This is a genomic window from Croceibacter sp. (assembly GCF_002716225.1).
GTDB classification, from domain to species: domain Bacteria; phylum Bacteroidota; class Bacteroidia; order Flavobacteriales; family Flavobacteriaceae; genus Croceibacter; species Croceibacter atlanticus.
In genome coordinates this window covers 61,463-78,031 of record NZ_PAZX01000001.1, presented here as the reverse complement: position 1 = coordinate 78,031, position 16,569 = coordinate 61,463, and the positions used below count along the sequence as shown (strand labels likewise).

Genomic DNA, 16,569 nt, shown 5'->3' with positions numbered 1-16,569 from the left:
ACGTAAAGTCTCAGCTAATTATTGGATTTCTAATTTCATTTGCTGGCGTTTTTGCTTATCCTGCGCATCAACAATTGCAACAGCAGCCATATTTACCATTTCCTCTACACTTGCTCCAAGTTGAATAACGTGTGCAGGTTTTTCTAACCCCATCATAATTGGGCCTATTGAATCTTCACCAGTAAGCTCCTTTATTAACTTATAGGTTCCGTTTGCTGAGTCCAGCGTTGGATAAATTAATGTGTTTACTTTCCTATTGGATAATTTAGAGAATGGAAACTTTTCCTCTCTCATTTTTCTATTAAGAGCAAAATCTACTTGCAATTCTCCATCTACAATTACATCGGGAGCTACTTTATGAAGCAAATCAACAGCTTCTCTAACTTTGGTAGCGTGTGCATCTTTTGAAGAGCCAAAATTGGCATATGAAACCATTGCTATAATAGCTTCCATCCCAAACATTTTTACAGTATGGTTTGTCATTTGAGCTATTTTAGCTAAATCTTTAGCTGTAGGATCTATATTTATTGATGTGTCACTAATAAAAATTGGGCCTTTAGAGGTGTTCATTAAGTTACACGTGGCAACTTTGGTTACTCCTTTAAGCTTACCAATTATTTCTAAAATTGGCTTCACCACGGTAGGATACGCTCTAGAGTATCCAGAAAGCATAGCATCTGCATCTCCTAACTGAACCATCATGGCAGCAAAATAATTTCGTTCTCTCAATAGCTTTTGAGCGTCGTAGAGTGTAACTCCTTTTCTTTGTCTAGCCTTCCAGAATTGGTTGGCATAATTTTCTAGGTGACCTTTCTCTTCATCTGACTTTGGGTCTATAATGGTAACCTCTTCAGAATCAAAATCTAACTCGATCATTAATTCCTTGATAACTTCTCGGCGTCCCAGAAGAATAGGAATACCCATTCCTTCATCATGAACAATTTGTGCAGCTTTAAGTACATCTAGATGATCTGCTTCTGCAAAAACAATGCGTTTAGGATTCATTTTAGCACGGTTATGAAGCAACCTTGTAACCTTATTATCGTTACCCATACGATCATAAAGTTCGTCTTCATATTTCTGCCAATCTAAAATTTCTTTTCTGGCTACTCCACTTTTAATAGCTGCTTTTGCTACTGCTGGCGGCACTTGTGCAATTAGTCTTGGGTCAAATGGTTTTGGTATTATATAATCTCTCCCAAAGTTTAGACGCGTTTCTCCGTAGGCTATATTAACTTGCTCCGGAACTGGCTCCTTAGCTAATTTAGCCAAAGACTTTACCGCAGCCATTTTCATTTCCTCATTAATTTTAGTAGCCCTAACATCTAAAGCACCACGAAATATAAAAGGGAAGCCCAATACATTATTAACCTGATTAGGGTGATCACTACGTCCTGTAGCCATAATGATATCTTTGCGTGCACTTATAGCCAGATCATAATCTATTTCTGGATTTGGATTAGCCATAGCAAATACAATAGGATCATTAGCCATAGATTTTATCATCTCTGGAGATACTATATTTCCTACTGAAAGCCCCAAAAAGACATCTGCATTAACAAACGCTTCGGCTAAAGAACCGTACATTTTTTTAGAACAGAATTTTTCTTGCTGTATTGTTATATCGCCTCTTTCAGAGTGGAGTAATCCATTAGAGTCAAATACAGACATGTTTTCTGGTTTTGCACCTAATAACAAGTATAAATTAAGGCAGGCAATTGCAGCTGATCCAGCACCCGATACCACAAACTTTACATCTTCAATCTTCTTGTCTGCTAACTCTAGTGCATTAATTAGAGCTGCTGCAGATATAATTGCTGTACCGTGTTGATCGTCATGCATGACAGGAATATCCAGCTCTTCCTTAAGTCTTCGTTCTATCTCAAAAGCCTCTGGTGCTTTTATGTCTTCTAGATTTATGCCACCAAATGTTGGCGCTATATTCTTTACTGTTTCAACAAAAGCATCGACATCTTTAGTGTCTACCTCTATGTCAAAAACATCTATGTCTGCAAAAATTTTAAACAATAGTCCTTTACCTTCCATTACTGGCTTAGAAGCTTCTGGACCTATATCACCTAAACCAAGTACTGCTGTACCATTAGAAATTACAGCTACAAGATTACCTTTGGTGGTATATCTGTATACGTTTTCCTTATCTTTTTCTATCTCTAAACAAGGCTCTGCAACTCCAGGCGAATATGCCAATGCAAGGTCTCGCTGAGATGAATATTTTTTTGTAGGGACAACCTTTATCTTACCAGGTGTTGGTTTGGCGTGATATACTAAGGCTTCTCTTCGTTTGCTTTCTTTAGACATAGACTATAGGTGTTGAATAAAATATGTATTTATACTCTATTACAAATGTAACAACCTTAATTGACGAAGAAAATTAAAGCTTGAAATATGTTTGGTTATTTATGAGGTACTCTCAAGTTTCCAATCTAAGTATCTATGCAAGTCACTTTCTATCCAACCTAAACCAATTGAAAGTACTGTAATGTCATCTAAATACCCTAATCCAGGAATAAAGTCTGGCACAATATCCATAGGGTTTAATACGTATAGCAGTGAGAATGCTATAGTTGCAATTGTATACCAAGGCACTTGTTTATACTTACCACTTGAAGAATCTTTTATAAGTGCCAACATTAACCTACCAAGCTCCACATATTTTTTTAAAGAAGCACTACCAGACAGTTTTTTATTAATGGCTTCTTCTTTATCTATAACAACTTCAACATCTTCTGCACTAACCTCAGAAACATCTTCTTTCATTTTATCTTCTGTAACAACATCATCAATAAAGTCTTCTGAAGTCTTCTCTTTAAACTTATCCCAAATACTCATATCTTTCTTTTTCTTGAAAATTACGAGTTTTTTACATCAACTATATTTAAAGTTTTGTTATTTATGTATAAGAATAAATTAAAGTTTAGTCTTAATGTAATAAGCTTGAAAGAATATTAATGTTATTTGGCAGTCTTCCTACATGCTGAAGTTTTAACGCAGATAAACTTTGTGCTACATCTAAACTTTTTGATAGCGAAAAATTCTTTATATAAGAAAATAAAAAGCCAGACCAAAAAGCATCTCCAGCACCAGTAGCATCTTTAACCTCCTTGATTTCTTTTGCAGGCTTAATAATAGATGGTTGTCCATTTTGTGAGACAATTACTCCGTCCTTTCCTAATGTCAGGCAGATAAGATCGACACCATAATCGTGTATTTTTTGCAATGCTTCTTCAATTGTTATTGTAACTCCAAAAAGTCTAGAAATATCATCTTGGCTAATTTTGACTAAAGGATTTTTTGAAAAATATTTTCCCAACACTTTTATAGCTTCATTACGATCTGGCCAGATTTTTTCTGAATAATTTACATCTATACTAAGCTTACAATTAAATCTTAATGCTTTTTTTGCCGCATTAAGAATTGTCTTTTGTGCAGGGTTTCTACTTAGTGAAAAACTAGTTGTATGAAATAACTTTGCTTGTTCAAGAATATGATCTGGAATCTGAGCATCAATAATTTCTGAATCTGCAGATAAGTAAGGTATAAACTCTGGTGTACCAGAAGTTCTAGAAATAAATATGGAGCTTGTTGGCTTACTCTCATCTTTTCTAATTAGAGCAGTATTTACCTGAACTTCATTTAATCGTTCTAAAATATAATCTCCTAAACCATCCTTACCTATCGTTGCAATTAATGTTGCATTTAGCCCTAATCTTGCCATATTCATAGCGACATTTGTTGGTGAACCTCCAATATATCTATGATAATCTTTAGTTAAAGAAAGGCTCACATCTGGTTGATGTCCTATAAAATCTACCAAGGCTTCACCAATACATAAAATATCAATTTTTTTATTTTCCATTATTTAAGAAGCTTTTTTCCTTTAAGGTATTGAGATAACATAATTTGTCCAGAAGCACTCCAAGTACATTTTGGAACACCGTTTGGTTCCTTAGTTTTAGTATTAAAATTTTCATAGAAAGCATAATCTTCAACCTCGTTTAATGCTTCTATATTAGACAATACTTGTTGTGCGTTAATAGAATTATTTTCAACAATCGATACTCCGTAAAAACTATTAACCATTTGCCATGTTCCACCATTATGGAACGTGTATGGATAGTTCCTAAATTCATACTTACAATTGTTTTCCAGTAAATCCCATTGCTTATCTCCTTTTTTAATAGGATCCCAAAATGCAGGAAGTAAACCTAATGGTAGTTTTTTTCTTAAAACTTCAGAATATTGAATTACTTTGTTTCTAAACGATGTTTCTCCTAGTTCTAAGAATATAGCTAAGCTATTTCCGAAAGCATCAAACATATTTTGATAACCTGATGGTGTAATTGATGCCTGCCAAAATTTTGATTCAGGCATTTTAGAATAAGCTTTAGGATGAAACACATTATTATGAGTTCCACTTTTATAATTTATCACAAGCTTTTTTGTGACAATATTAATTTTTTCTTGATATTCTATTTTTGGTGTTAAGTGATTTATTGTACGTAAAGCCCATAACCTTAATACCTGATCATAAAACGTATGTCCTTCTGTAATGTACTCATCTGCCCAATTACCAGATCTCGGCACATATATAAGATGGTTGTTATTAAATTCCCAAGCATTTAAAAGCCATAAGCCCTTATTTATCTTTGGAATCATTTCATCTAGAAACTCTGTATCTCCCGTGAAATGTACATAGTTAGCAACTCCAATTATAAACCAAGAAATAGTATCTACACGACCTGCTAAACCTCCAAAACTAAGCTCTACACCACTTTTACCATAATAAACATTGGAAGGAATATGTCCTAAATTGTGTTGATGATCTGCTAAAGTAATTAGTGTCTTTTTAAATGTAGAAACTAATGTATTATCTCCATCTAACAAGGCCGCCAACCCACAAATTACTCCATCTCTAGCCCAAACTCTTTTATAATTAGATATGTTGTTGGCACTTGCCAAAATTCCAAAATCTGAACTTGCCTCAACCAAAAGTTCTTTAGCTTTATTATAAGGATTGTTTGTCATGACTATTTAACAATTAAATTTTTAGGACCAACTTTTATAAATAAGGTGAAAATTGCTGCTAACACTAAAAACACACCTGCTAAATTCAATACATTAATTGGGTTTTGACCTAATAAATCATATACAAAATATTGCATGGTAACTATTTGGATAATCATAGGAATAACTATAAACATATTAAATATTCCCATATAGACACCTGTCTTCTCTTTAGGTATTGATCCCGCTAATAACTGATAAGGCATAGCTAACATAGATGCCCAAGCAACCCCTAAACCTATTGTAAATAGGTAGATTGATGCTATTTCTATTTGACCACTTCCAAATGGATTAGTTACGCTAAATAATATGTTGTCTACACCTAAAAAAGGTATACTTAACAACCCAATACCACCTAGTAAAAGACTTACAAAGTGAACGCCTTTAGCTCCAATTTTATAAGCTAATGGCACTAATGCAAAAGCAACTACAAAACATATTATGTTATAAGTTCCATTTACTTGTCCCGTTAACACTTGTGCTTGACTAAACCCTTGTGAAGTCTCATCTAATGTACCAAAAAGAGATAATGATAAAGAAGAGGTAAGATACTGCCAGTAGCAAAACATAGCGTACCAAGTAAAAAACTTAACTGGTATTAATTGTTTCATTGTAAGAGGCATGTTTTTAAAAGCATCAACAATATCAATCCAAACTCTTGTAAGGATATTTCCTCGTTCTTTATCTAATTTTAATGCGTTTAATTCCTCTTGTGTAGGTGGAAACTCTTTAGTAGTTAAAACTGAATACAATATTGTTGCAATAGAAGCAAATGATCCTATGAAAAATGCCCAATATGTAGAGACCGGTATACCGTTAGCCATTCTATCTGATGCTAAGAAAAACCCAAGAGATATTAAGATAGCTGGTGTGAAGTTTGCAAGAGTTGTCCCTAATCCTGTAAAAAAACTTTGCATTAAGAATCCTAATGAATGCTGTTTTTTATTTAATTTATCAGACACAAATGCCCTATATGGTTCCATTGCGATATTATTACCTGCATCTAAAATCCATAATAAGCTTGCTGCCATCCAGATGGTTGTTGAATATGGCATGATTAGCAAGGCTATACTTGCTAACACAGCTCCAATTAAAAAGAATGGTTTTCTTCGGCCAAATTTTGGAGACCAAGTGCCGTCACTTAACGCTCCAATTATAGGCTGAACAATAAGTCCTGTAACTGGTCCTGCCAACCAAAGCATTGGTATATCTGCTTCATTTGCACCTAAATATTTATAAATGGCACTCATGTTACTTTGCTGTAACCCGAAACTAAATTGAATCCCAAAGAACCCAAAATTCATATTCCAGATTTGCCAAAAACTTAACTTTGGTTTTTTTAAAAGCATAATTGAGGTTTATTGAACAAGCATTTTTAGGAAATCTTGAAACTTACTATCATTCATAAATAATTTCCCAGATTTATCTATAACAGGTAATTTCACATTTGAAATATCAACACCATTAGTACTTAATTTTTTGAGCATTTCATTTAACTTACTTTCACTAAGGTCTATGTCATAGAATATAAATTCGATATTTTTTTCTTTTAAAAATAGTTTTGTATCTATACAGTAATGACAGGTGTTACTCCCATAAATAATTAATGGTGTCTTTTCTTTAGTCACTAAAGGATTGCTTTGAGAAAATGTAAGAGATGTAAATAATAAAACACAAATTATAGATACGAAAAATTTCATTTAATTTTAATTTTATTAGAAGAGCCAATGTGTGGAATTAACCATTGACTCTTCCCTAAAAAACACTTGAAAGTTAATGTTAGAAATTATAGCTAAGTCCTAATGAGATAGATCTTCCTGGCACTGGTCTTGCACGTATATAATTAACTTGACCCTCTGTAATTGCACCTTCCTCAGACTCTGTTATTCCTAATGTGTCAAAAATATTATTTGCAGATATATTAGCTGATAAGCCTTCTGTAATTCCAAACCTTACAAAACTATTAACTATTACAAATGCTGGTAAAACTAACGCATTAGAGTCTTGCGCATAAGCTTCTGACTGCCCAATAAAGCTTAAACCAATTGTATTTTGTTTGTTTGCTCCAAAATTATAAGATGGCAATAAATTATATATAAAGTCTGGTTGCCTTCTTGGTGTATTCCCTTCGTTATCTCCAGAGTCTATTTCTGCTTTTGTATATGTCACACCTGCACGAAAATCAAAATTATTTATTCTATAAGACCCTTCAACTTCAAGACCAAAAGACTTATAATCGTTTTCAATTATTTCTTGTGTACTAGCTTCAAATCCACCTTCCTCTGTAGTTTTAGAGTAAAATGCTGTAGCATATAAAGTTCCGTTTTTAAAACCTTGTTTATATCCTAATTCTGCTTGACTCAAGAAGTCTAATGCGTTTACATCATCTCCATCTAAATAATTTAAAGGATCTCCATTAGCGTCTGAGGCAAATAAAATACGGTCTGCTTTAGCCGAGGCTCCTTTGCTGTATCTAGCAAAAACAGCTTGATTATCTTTTAATTTATAGTTTACACCAAATGAATAAGACACATAATTATAATCATAATCTACAACAGTAGGGTTAGCATTATTTATAGATTGAACATTTTGCTCTGGTGCAGAGATTACACCATCTCTATTTACATCGAATGCAGAACCAACAGGACCAGAGAATGTACCATCTACCTTACCTAAATCTAACCTCACACTACCATCAAAATTTAATTTTTCTGATGCTTCGTAAGAAATTTGAGCATAAGGGGCTGAAATATTATAGTTTGTATCGTAATTACGTTGACAACAATTGCCAAATAATGCCGCTCCATAGGCAAATAACCCGTTATCACTTAAGCTAGCACCAGATGCGTCTGCTATATTTATTAATCTTGCATTATCACTAGATGCCTCGAGCAAGTAAGAATTCCATAACCAAGACATAGATACATTTTGATATGATTTAAAGAAGCCTAAAGTTACATCTAACTTGTCAAAAGATTTTGAGAGTCTTAAATCATTCATGAAATTATTAAAGTTATTTAGTTTGGTATCAAACAAAACTACTGGTGTTACTAATTGAGTATCACTTACAGCGCTACCATCATTTGCATATGTAAAAGAATTCCATCCATTATCTGTAGCAAAATCACCAGCCAATACATTTTCAGCTGTTCCTACAGATGCAGGAAAAGGAGATACAAATGATCCATTATTAACAGAAAACCTACCATTATTTTTTATTTTCCATCCGTCAACTAATTCAAAATCTGCCAAAAGTCCTATTGATGTTGATACAGGATGCATACCATCTGCAACTTTAGACCTACGTAATTCACCATTTGCTCCTAAGCCTATATTTTGAGATAAAAACGGGGTATGTAATGTACCTTGTGTAGCATCAAAACCAGGCGCATTATTAAAAGTTGGATTATTATTAGAACCTGTAACTTGTATTGGCATAGGCAGGTAACCTATAGCTCTGTCATTTAAATATTTAGCAGACAACCTAACAAAACCCTTCTCAAATTCTTTAGTAATATTAAATTTGAATTGTCCTCCGTTATTTGCTGTATATCCTGCATCCCTTATTCCTTCACCTACTCTATAAAAACCACCCATGTGAAAATATAAATCTTCACCTATAGGTGTTCCATAATCAAAATCTGTTCTAAATGAATTATAATCTAATCCAAAATTTGTACTTAATGAGCCTTCTTCTACCTTACCTGTTTTGCTAATAAAATTTATTATTGCACCAGGAGAATTAGAAGACAATGTAGATGCCGAACCACCACGTATAGCTTCTATACGTTTTACATTTGCATCAAAACGTGTGAAAATATCTGCAGTTGCAAAAGACATGTCTCCAAATAATAATACTGGCAAACCGTCTTCTTGTAATTGCACGTATTTAGAACCGCCAGATGAAATTGGCACACCTCTAACAGCTATGTTTGAGTTTCCTTCACCACCAGAAGATTCTGATCTTATACCAGGTACAGTTCTAAAAATTTCAGCAGTTGTTCTAGGCGCAGAGTTTTCAATAGTTTTTAATCCTAATGATGTGATCGATATACTTGATTCAATTTTAGATTTTGGATTAGTAACACCAGTAATAATAATTTGGTCTAAAGACTCACTATCTTCAGACATTATAAAATTCTGAATAATATCTTCTCCAGTTACTGTAATAAATTTGGTGATTTTACTATACCCTAAAAATGAAACGTTAAGAGTATAGGTTCCATCTGCAATGTTTACAATTTCATAGTTTCCATCAAAATCTGATACAGCTCCACTTGTAGTATCTTTTAAAACTAGGTTTACGCCAGGTAATGGCATACCATTTTCGTCTTTTACCTTTCCTTTTATAGTCGACTGTGCAACTATTTCATTTGCTCCCAAACATAAAAGCAAAAGAAAAACTAAATTTTTAAATCTTAAATTCATCGTGGTTGGATTTATTAATAATTCATTTTAAGCGTTATTATTTTATGAATATATAAATTGAAGAAAGTTAATAGTTAAAATTTTAACACCGAAAACGTTTTCGATTCTTCGAAAACGTTTTCGTTTTCTTTGCAATGTATAATTAGTGGAGTATATTGGTACTATAAATGAATTTAAAAGATGCCTGTTACTTTAAAAGATATTGCTGAAAAACTAAACATTTCAATAACAACAGTTTCTAAAGCATTAAAGGATTATCCGGACGTAAGTAAAAAAACTAAACGACTTGTAAAAGAGACTGCTAGTTTATTAAACTATAAACCAAATTCATTTGCTGTAAACCTTAGAACAAAGGAGTCTAAGACTATTGGCCTAATTATCCCTGAAATTGTACATCACTTTTTTTCTAGCGTTATAAATGGTATTATTAATCAGGCTGAAAAAAAAGGCTATTTGGTAATCATACTACAATCCAACGAGTCTTATGAATTAGAAAAAAAACAAATAGATTTATTGCTTGCAAAACGCGTAGATGGGATACTTATTTCTCTAGCGAATGAGTCGACAGATTATTCTCACTTAAATGAAATACTTAACCAAAATGTTCCGTTGGTTATGTTTGATAAGATTGCCAAATTAGTGAATTGCTCTAAAGTGATTATTAATGATCGACAAGCTGCAGCAATTGCTACTCAACATTTAATAGATATTGGCTGTAAACATATTGCTCACTTTAGAGGACCATTATTACCACAAAACTCTATAGACAGGTTTTTAGGTTATAAAAAGACATTATTAGATAATGACCTAAAGTATGACTCATCACTAGTTTATATTAGTGATGATATGAGTTTTGAAAATGGTAAAACTAATATTTCAAAAATGCTTTCGGAACACGAGCATGTAGATGGCATATTTATTAATACAGATTTAGTTGCTGTAGGAGCCATAGCTGAGCTTAATAACCGAGGTATAAAAGTTCCTGAAGATATTGCAATTGTAGGATTTAGTAACTGGTTTATGTCTTCTGTAATCTCTCCAAAACTTACTACAATTAATCAACCAGGTTTCGATATGGGGAAACAATCCTTTAAACTTCTTTACAAAGAAATAAAGGCGTCTAAGAAAAATAACCCTTTAGTTCCTAAAACTGTAGTATTAGATACAGATTTGATTATTAGAGAAACTACAAGTTCTACACGTTAATCTTCCGAATTTAAAAAATTAATATTCCGTTTTAGCCCTGTAAACTTAGTACGTTTTACTGCAGATTTCTTGAAAATCTCTGCAAACACTTCTTTTGTTAATTCTTGCCACTCACTCTTAGATTTAGTGAGCAACTCTGGATGTGGATTAAATAATGGTTCATTATGGGGTTTGCTAAACCTATTCCAAGGGCATACATCTTGACATACATCGCAACCAAACATCCAATCGTCCATTTGGTTTGAAAACCCATTAGGTATTTCGTTCTTAAGCTCAATAGTTAAATATGAAATACATTTGCTGCCATCTACTTTATAAGGTTCTATAATTGCCTGTGTTGGACAAGCATCTATACAAGCTGTACACGTACCACAATGGTCTGTAACTGGCGTATCATAATCTAGCTCTAAATCTATAATTAACTCAGCTATGAAGTAAAAAGACCCTGCCTGTTTAGATAATAAGTTACTATGCTTACCAATCCAGCCCAAGCCACTTTTTGCAGCCCAAGCTTTATCAAGGACTGGAGCAGAATCTACAAAAGCACGACCGTGAACATCTCCTATTTCTTCCTGAATGCTATGTAATAATGTTTTTAGTTTATCTTTTATGACAAAATGATAGTCTGTACCGAAAGCGTATTTTGAGATCTTATAAGATTCTTCTATTTGAGTTTCTGAAGGATAATAATTTAATAGTAGAGACACAACGCTTTTTGAGCCTTCAACTAGTTTAGTAGGGTCAAGGCGTTTATCAAAATAATTCTCCATATACTGCATCTCACCATGTCTATTTTTAGACAGCCACTCTTCTAATCTTGGCGCTTCTGCTTCGAGAAATTCTGCTTTTGAAATTCCACAAGACATAAACCCTAATCTCTTGGCTTCATTTTTTATAAATGCAGAATATTGAGCTTTAGTATTCAAAATTAAAAATCTTGTTTATGGTTTAGAAAATTCAATACCTTCTGTTTAGGCATTTCACAAGGCTTGAGTATATAGTTAGAGTTTAAAGAATAAATGTTTGCACTTATTACATCTGTACCGCCTAATTCTTCAGCAAATATTTTAATACTATCACCAGTATTATATGTGGTTTTAATTAAGCTATAGGTTTGTGACTTGTAAACGGTTTTGGAAAAGCCTTCGGGAATACTATCAATTAGTTGCTTTAATTGCATTAAAACAAACCTCCTTGCACACTTCCCTTTATCTTCCCTAAATGCTTATAAGCGGCTTCTGTAACTTCTCTACCTCTAGGTGTTCTCATTATAAAGCCTTGTTGTATAAGAAATGGCTCGTACACCTCTTCTATAGTTTCTGCACTTTCAGAAACTGCTGTGGCTAATGTCGTAATACCTACAGGACCACCTTTAAATTTTTCGATAATTATACTTAAGATTCTATTATCCATTTCATCTAAACCATTAGCATCAACATTTAATGCTTTAAGACCAAATTTAGAGATAGACATATCTATCCTACCATTACCTTTTATTTGTGCAAAATCTCTCACACGTCTCAAAAGGGCGTTTGCTATACGTGGCGTTCCTCTACTTCGCCCTGCAATTTCTATAGCAGCTTCAAGATCTATTGGTACATTTAAAATACTAGAACTACGTTCTACAATAGTGCTTAATAATTCTGTTGAATAATATTGAAGCCTACTAGATATTCCAAACCTAGCACGCATTGGTGCTGTTAATAAACCTGAGCGTGTTGTTGCGCCTATTAGCGTAAATGGGTTTAGATTTATTTGAACCGATCTTGCATTTGGACCGGTTTCAATCATAATATCAATTTTATAGTCTTCCATCGCAGAATAAAGGTATTCCTCGATAACAGGACTTAGTCTATGTATTTCATCTATAAATAAAACATCCCTAGGTTCAAGGTTAGTTAACAAACCTGCTAAGTCTCCAGGCTTATCTAATACTGGTCCAGAAGTAACCTTTATCCCTACATTTAATTCGTTTGCGAGAATATGAGCCAATGTTGTTTTACCTAAACCTGGAGGACCATGGAAGAGTGTATGGTCTAAAGCCTCATTTCTTTGATTTGCTGCTTCAACAAATATCTTCAAGTTTTCTAATACTTGATCTTGTCCAGCAAAGTCTGAAAAACTTAGCGGTCGTAATGCACGCTCTATATCAAATTCTTCTTTACTGAAAGATTCACCTGAAGGATCTAAATTTTCATTCATTACACAAAGATACAAATCGTTTTTAAGTGATTATATGTTTATGATAAATAGCATTAACTATATATTATGTAAGCTTTACAAATGCTTTAAGACCTAATTTAATTATTGACTTATATCTTTAAATAAAAATTAAATTATGAAACCAACAGAAAAAGTACCTAACCTGTCATTACCTTTAGTAAATGATACAGAATGGGAGTTATACAGCCAGAATCCAGAACATTTTACACTTTTAGTATTTTATAGAGGCTTACATTGTCCTGTATGTAAAAAACAACTTGAGGAATTATCGTCTAAGTTAGAAGATTTTAAAAATGAAGGCGTAAATGTAGTAGCAATCTCTATGGATACTGAAAAGAGAGCGAAGCTTTCTCAAGAAAAATGGGACACTGGTAATTTACCAATTGCATATGGTCTTAGTGAAGAAGATGCTAAAACTTGGGGGCTTTATTTTTCAAAAGCAATATCAGATAGTGAACCAGAATTATTTTCTGAACCTGGATTGTTTTTAATTAAAAATGATCATTCTTTATACTTTTCATCTATACAAACTATGCCGTTTGCAAGACCTAAAGTTGAAGATTTAATTAAAGCAATTCAATTTATTAAGGATAAAGATTATCCTGCAAGAGGAAAAGCATAATTACATACACTTAAATTAAAAAAGCCTATCAATTAATTGATAGGCTTTTTTTATGAGTAATTAGAAAACTAATTAATGATTCATTTCCTCTTCGTTTTCTTGCATAGGAATATGTTGTCCTACCCAATCTTGACCTGGAATAACATAGTCTGTTTCATCTTCATTTAACTTAGAATAGTCATAAGGCCAACGGTAAACGTGTGGTATTTGACCAGACCAGTTTCCGTGAACATGTTTCTGATCTGCTGTCCACTCAAGAGTATTAGATTTCCAAGGGTTTTGAGAACCAACTTTTCCGTAGAAAATTGAGTGTACAAAGTTGTAAATGAATACTAACTGTACTGAAGCAGTAATAATTGCAAAAATAGTAATAGCAACATTTACATCTGTTAAATCATCAAAATAAGGGAATGCTGTGTTAGTATAGTAACGTCTTGGTAAACCTGCCATACCTATAAAGTGCATAGGGAAGAAAATTCCATAAGCTCCTATAGCTGTTACCCAAAAGTGAACGTAACCAAGATTCTTATTCATCATACGACCTTGGAACATTTTTGGGAACCAATGGTAAACACCAGCAAACAAACCATACAATGCAGAAATACCCATTACTAAGTGAAAGTGAGCTACTACAAAATAAGTATCGTGAACGTTAATATCTAGAGTACTGTCTCCTAAGATGATACCTGTTAATCCACCTGAAATGAAAGTAGATACTAAGCCTATTGAGAATAACATACCAGGATTCATCTGTAAGTTACCTTTCCAAAGAGTTGTAATATAGTTGAAAGATTTTACTGCAGATGGTATTGCAATTAATAATGTAGTAAATGTAAATACAGAACCTAAGAACGGATTCATTCCTGAAATAAACATATGGTGACCCCAAACAATTGTAGACAAGAAAGCAATTGCTAATATAGAAGCAACCATAGCTCTATAACCAAAAATAGGTTTACGAGAATTTGTTGCAATAATTTCTGAAGTGATTCCTAATGCAGGAAGTAGAACTATATATACTTCTGGGTGACCTAAGAACCAAAATAAGTGTTCAAATAAAACTGGAGATCCTCCTTGGTGTTGTAAAACTTCACCTGCAATATAAATATCACTTAAGAAGAAAGATGTTCCAAAGCTTCTATCCATAATTAACATTAATGCAGCAGAAAGTAATACTGGGAAAGAAACTACACCAATAATTGCTGTTACAAAAAATGCCCATATAGTTAAAGGAAGGCGTGTCATAGACATACCTTTAGTACGTAAGTTTATTACAGTTACAATATAATTTAGAGAACCTAATAAAGACGACGCAATAAATACCGCCATAGAGCTTAACCATAAAGTCATACCTGTACCAGAACCTGGAATTGCCTGAGGTAATGCACTTAATGGAGGATAAATTGTCCAACCAGCAGATGCAGGTCCAGATTCAACAAAAAGAGAACATAACATGATTACACTTGAAATAAAGAATAACCAATAAGAAACCATATTAAGGAATCCTGAAGCCATGTCTCGTGCTCCAATTTGAAGTGGAATTAATAGGTTTGAGAATGTACCACTTAAACCAGCAGTTAATACAAAGAATACCATTATGGTACCGTGAATAGTCACTAATGCTAAATAAACACCAGGATCCATAACACCACCTTCTGCCCATTTTCCTAAAAAGAATTCGAAAACCCAGAATGATTCTTCTGGCCAAGCTAACTGTAAACGGAATAGGATTGACATACCTATTCCTATAGCACCCATAATAAGACCTGTAATAAGATATTGCTTAGCAATCATCTTATGATCTTGACTAAAGATGTACTTGGTTATAAATGTTTCTTTGTGATGATGCCCGTGATCGTCATGTGAGTGATCATCGTGTGCTACTGCTACTGCTGACATATCTTAATCTTGTTTATTGTAATATATTAGTTACTAGCTTGAGCTGAAAGTTCTTCGCTAAGTGTTTTTTGTTCTGCCATCCAAGCGTTGAAATCTTCTTCAGACTCAACAACAATTTTCATCTGCATGTTGTAATGAGATTTTCCGCAAATCTTATTACATAAAAGATAATATTCAAATTCATAGCTATCTAAAGGTTCTTCACCTTTTGCAACTAGGTCTTTACTATTCTCTCTTCTTATTTCATTAATCTTACGAACCTTTTTAATCATAAATTCGCTTTCCTGAATATCTTCAGACGTTACAGTTGGTGTAAATCCAAATTGAGTAATCATTCCTGGCACAACATTCATCTGTGCTCTAAAGAAAGGCATATACGCTGAGTGTAATACGTCTTGAGATCTGAACTTAAATAAAACTGGTTTATTTACAGGTAAGTGTAATTCCGTAGTAATAACATCATCTTTACCGTAGTTGTCACTAGGATCTACACCTAATGCATTGATGCCCTCAATATATCTTACATTAGCTTTACCTAAAGTATTATCATCACCAGAATAACGAGCTCTCCAAGCAAATTGATAAGCATAAAGTTCAACCACCATAGTATCTTCTGTCTCTTCTACATTCATGATGTCACTCCAAGTAAACAAACCATAAAGGATAAGACCTGCTAATACTACAACAGGAATAATAGTCCAGATAAATTCTAACTTGTCATTATCTGCATAAAAAAGAGCTCTTTGCCCTTTCTTACCAGCATATTTATTAGAAAAATAAAATAGTAAGAATTGTGTAATTACTTGCACAAACATAATAAGTGCTATAGTAATAAACATTAAAGTATCGTAATCTGCACCGTGTGCAGAAGAAGCTTCAGGCAAATAGAATTCACTATAATTCCAGAAACAATAAATACTTATTACATATAGGAATATCAAAAACATGATACTCAAATACCCATTTATTCTATTATCCTTATCATTAGCAACTTCTGAATCGTTTCCAACATTTTGGTTACCTTGAGACAGTTGAAATATCTTGGACATTTGCCAACCAGTAACTGCTAAAAGCGCTAATACGATTATGGTTAAAAATACAGTCAT

At 33.2% G+C, this 16,569-nt stretch carries 14 protein-coding genes; 2 read left to right on the top strand and 12 right to left on the bottom strand.

What is annotated here, in order from left to right; genetic code table 11:
* Positions 1–18: 18 nt before the first annotated feature.
* The 7 genes from CL818_RS00265 to CL818_RS00235 form a co-directional block, all read right to left on the bottom strand.
* Positions 19–2,319: an NADP-dependent malic enzyme gene (locus CL818_RS00265; protein ID WP_013186011.1), complete on the bottom strand. Its 2,301-nt coding sequence runs from the start codon at positions 2,317–2,319 to the stop codon at positions 19–21.
* Positions 2,320–2,418: 99 nt separating this feature from the next.
* A complete protein-coding gene (locus tag CL818_RS00260) occupies positions 2,419–2,850 on the bottom strand; it encodes a YkvA family protein (RefSeq protein ID WP_013186012.1) in 432 nt (143 codons plus the stop codon).
* Positions 2,851–2,941: 91 nt separating this feature from the next.
* The gene (locus CL818_RS00255; protein WP_272973242.1) at positions 2,942–3,877 is read right to left on the bottom strand and encodes a carbohydrate kinase family protein; all 936 of its coding nucleotides are present in this window, start codon (positions 3,875–3,877) and stop codon (positions 2,942–2,944) included.
* Complete coding sequence (locus CL818_RS00250) at positions 3,877–5,046, bottom strand: glycoside hydrolase 100 family protein (protein ID WP_272973241.1); 1,170 nt, start codon at positions 5,044–5,046, stop codon at positions 3,877–3,879. Before CL818_RS00250 ends, CL818_RS00255 begins: the two co-directional genes overlap by 1 nt.
* Positions 5,047–5,048: 2 nt before the next feature.
* Positions 5,049–6,434: an MFS transporter gene (locus tag CL818_RS00245; RefSeq protein WP_257895123.1), complete on the bottom strand. Its 1,386-nt coding sequence runs from the start codon at positions 6,432–6,434 to the stop codon at positions 5,049–5,051.
* A 9-nt stretch (positions 6,435–6,443) separates the two neighbouring features.
* Positions 6,444–6,785 carry a glutaredoxin family protein gene (locus tag CL818_RS00240; protein ID WP_272973240.1) on the bottom strand — a complete coding sequence of 114 codons (342 nt, stop codon included), beginning with the start codon at positions 6,783–6,785 and terminating at the stop codon, positions 6,444–6,446.
* A gap of 79 nt (positions 6,786–6,864) precedes the next feature.
* On the bottom strand, positions 6,865–9,513 hold the full coding sequence (locus CL818_RS00235; protein ID WP_272973239.1) for a TonB-dependent receptor: 2,649 nt from the start codon (positions 9,511–9,513) through the stop codon (positions 6,865–6,867).
* 180 nt (positions 9,514–9,693) lie between these two features.
* On the opposite strand from CL818_RS00235, the gene CL818_RS00230 reads away from it, so the two are divergent.
* A complete protein-coding gene (locus CL818_RS00230) occupies positions 9,694–10,719 on the top strand; it encodes a LacI family DNA-binding transcriptional regulator (RefSeq protein WP_219359933.1) in 1,026 nt (341 codons plus the stop codon).
* On the opposite strand, the gene queG is transcribed toward CL818_RS00230, so the two are convergent.
* The 3 genes from queG to ruvB are packed head-to-tail and all read right to left on the bottom strand — an operon-like array spanning position 10,716 to position 12,921.
* Positions 10,716–11,645, bottom strand: coding sequence for a tRNA epoxyqueuosine(34) reductase QueG (queG, locus tag CL818_RS00225; protein ID WP_272973238.1), 930 nt, complete (start codon positions 11,643–11,645; stop codon positions 10,716–10,718). The two genes, CL818_RS00230 and queG, sit on opposite strands and share 4 nt — an antisense overlap.
* A gap of 2 nt (positions 11,646–11,647) precedes the next feature.
* Entirely contained in the window at positions 11,648–11,899 is a 252-nt protein-coding gene (locus CL818_RS00220) for a peptide methionine sulfoxide reductase (protein WP_272973237.1), read from the bottom strand.
* Positions 11,899–12,921, bottom strand: a complete 1,023-nt coding sequence (gene ruvB, locus CL818_RS00215; protein ID WP_272973236.1) for a Holliday junction branch migration DNA helicase RuvB — start codon at positions 12,919–12,921, stop codon at positions 11,899–11,901. Before ruvB ends, CL818_RS00220 begins: the two co-directional genes overlap by 1 nt.
* A gap of 136 nt (positions 12,922–13,057) precedes the next feature.
* Between ruvB and CL818_RS00210 the strand changes: the two genes are divergently transcribed.
* On the top strand, positions 13,058–13,564 hold the full coding sequence (locus tag CL818_RS00210; RefSeq protein ID WP_272973235.1) for a peroxiredoxin-like family protein: 507 nt from the start codon (positions 13,058–13,060) through the stop codon (positions 13,562–13,564).
* 72 nt (positions 13,565–13,636) lie between these two features.
* Here CL818_RS00210 and CL818_RS00205 read toward each other — a convergent pair whose 3' ends face one another.
* Both CL818_RS00205 and CL818_RS00200 read right to left on the bottom strand, forming a co-directional pair.
* Positions 13,637–15,463: a cytochrome c oxidase subunit I gene (locus CL818_RS00205; RefSeq protein WP_013186023.1), complete on the bottom strand. Its 1,827-nt coding sequence runs from the start codon at positions 15,461–15,463 to the stop codon at positions 13,637–13,639.
* A 26-nt stretch (positions 15,464–15,489) separates the two neighbouring features.
* Positions 15,490–16,569 (bottom strand): cytochrome c oxidase subunit II, encoded by a 1,080-nt coding sequence (locus tag CL818_RS00200; RefSeq protein WP_013186024.1) that lies wholly within the window; start codon positions 16,567–16,569, stop codon positions 15,490–15,492.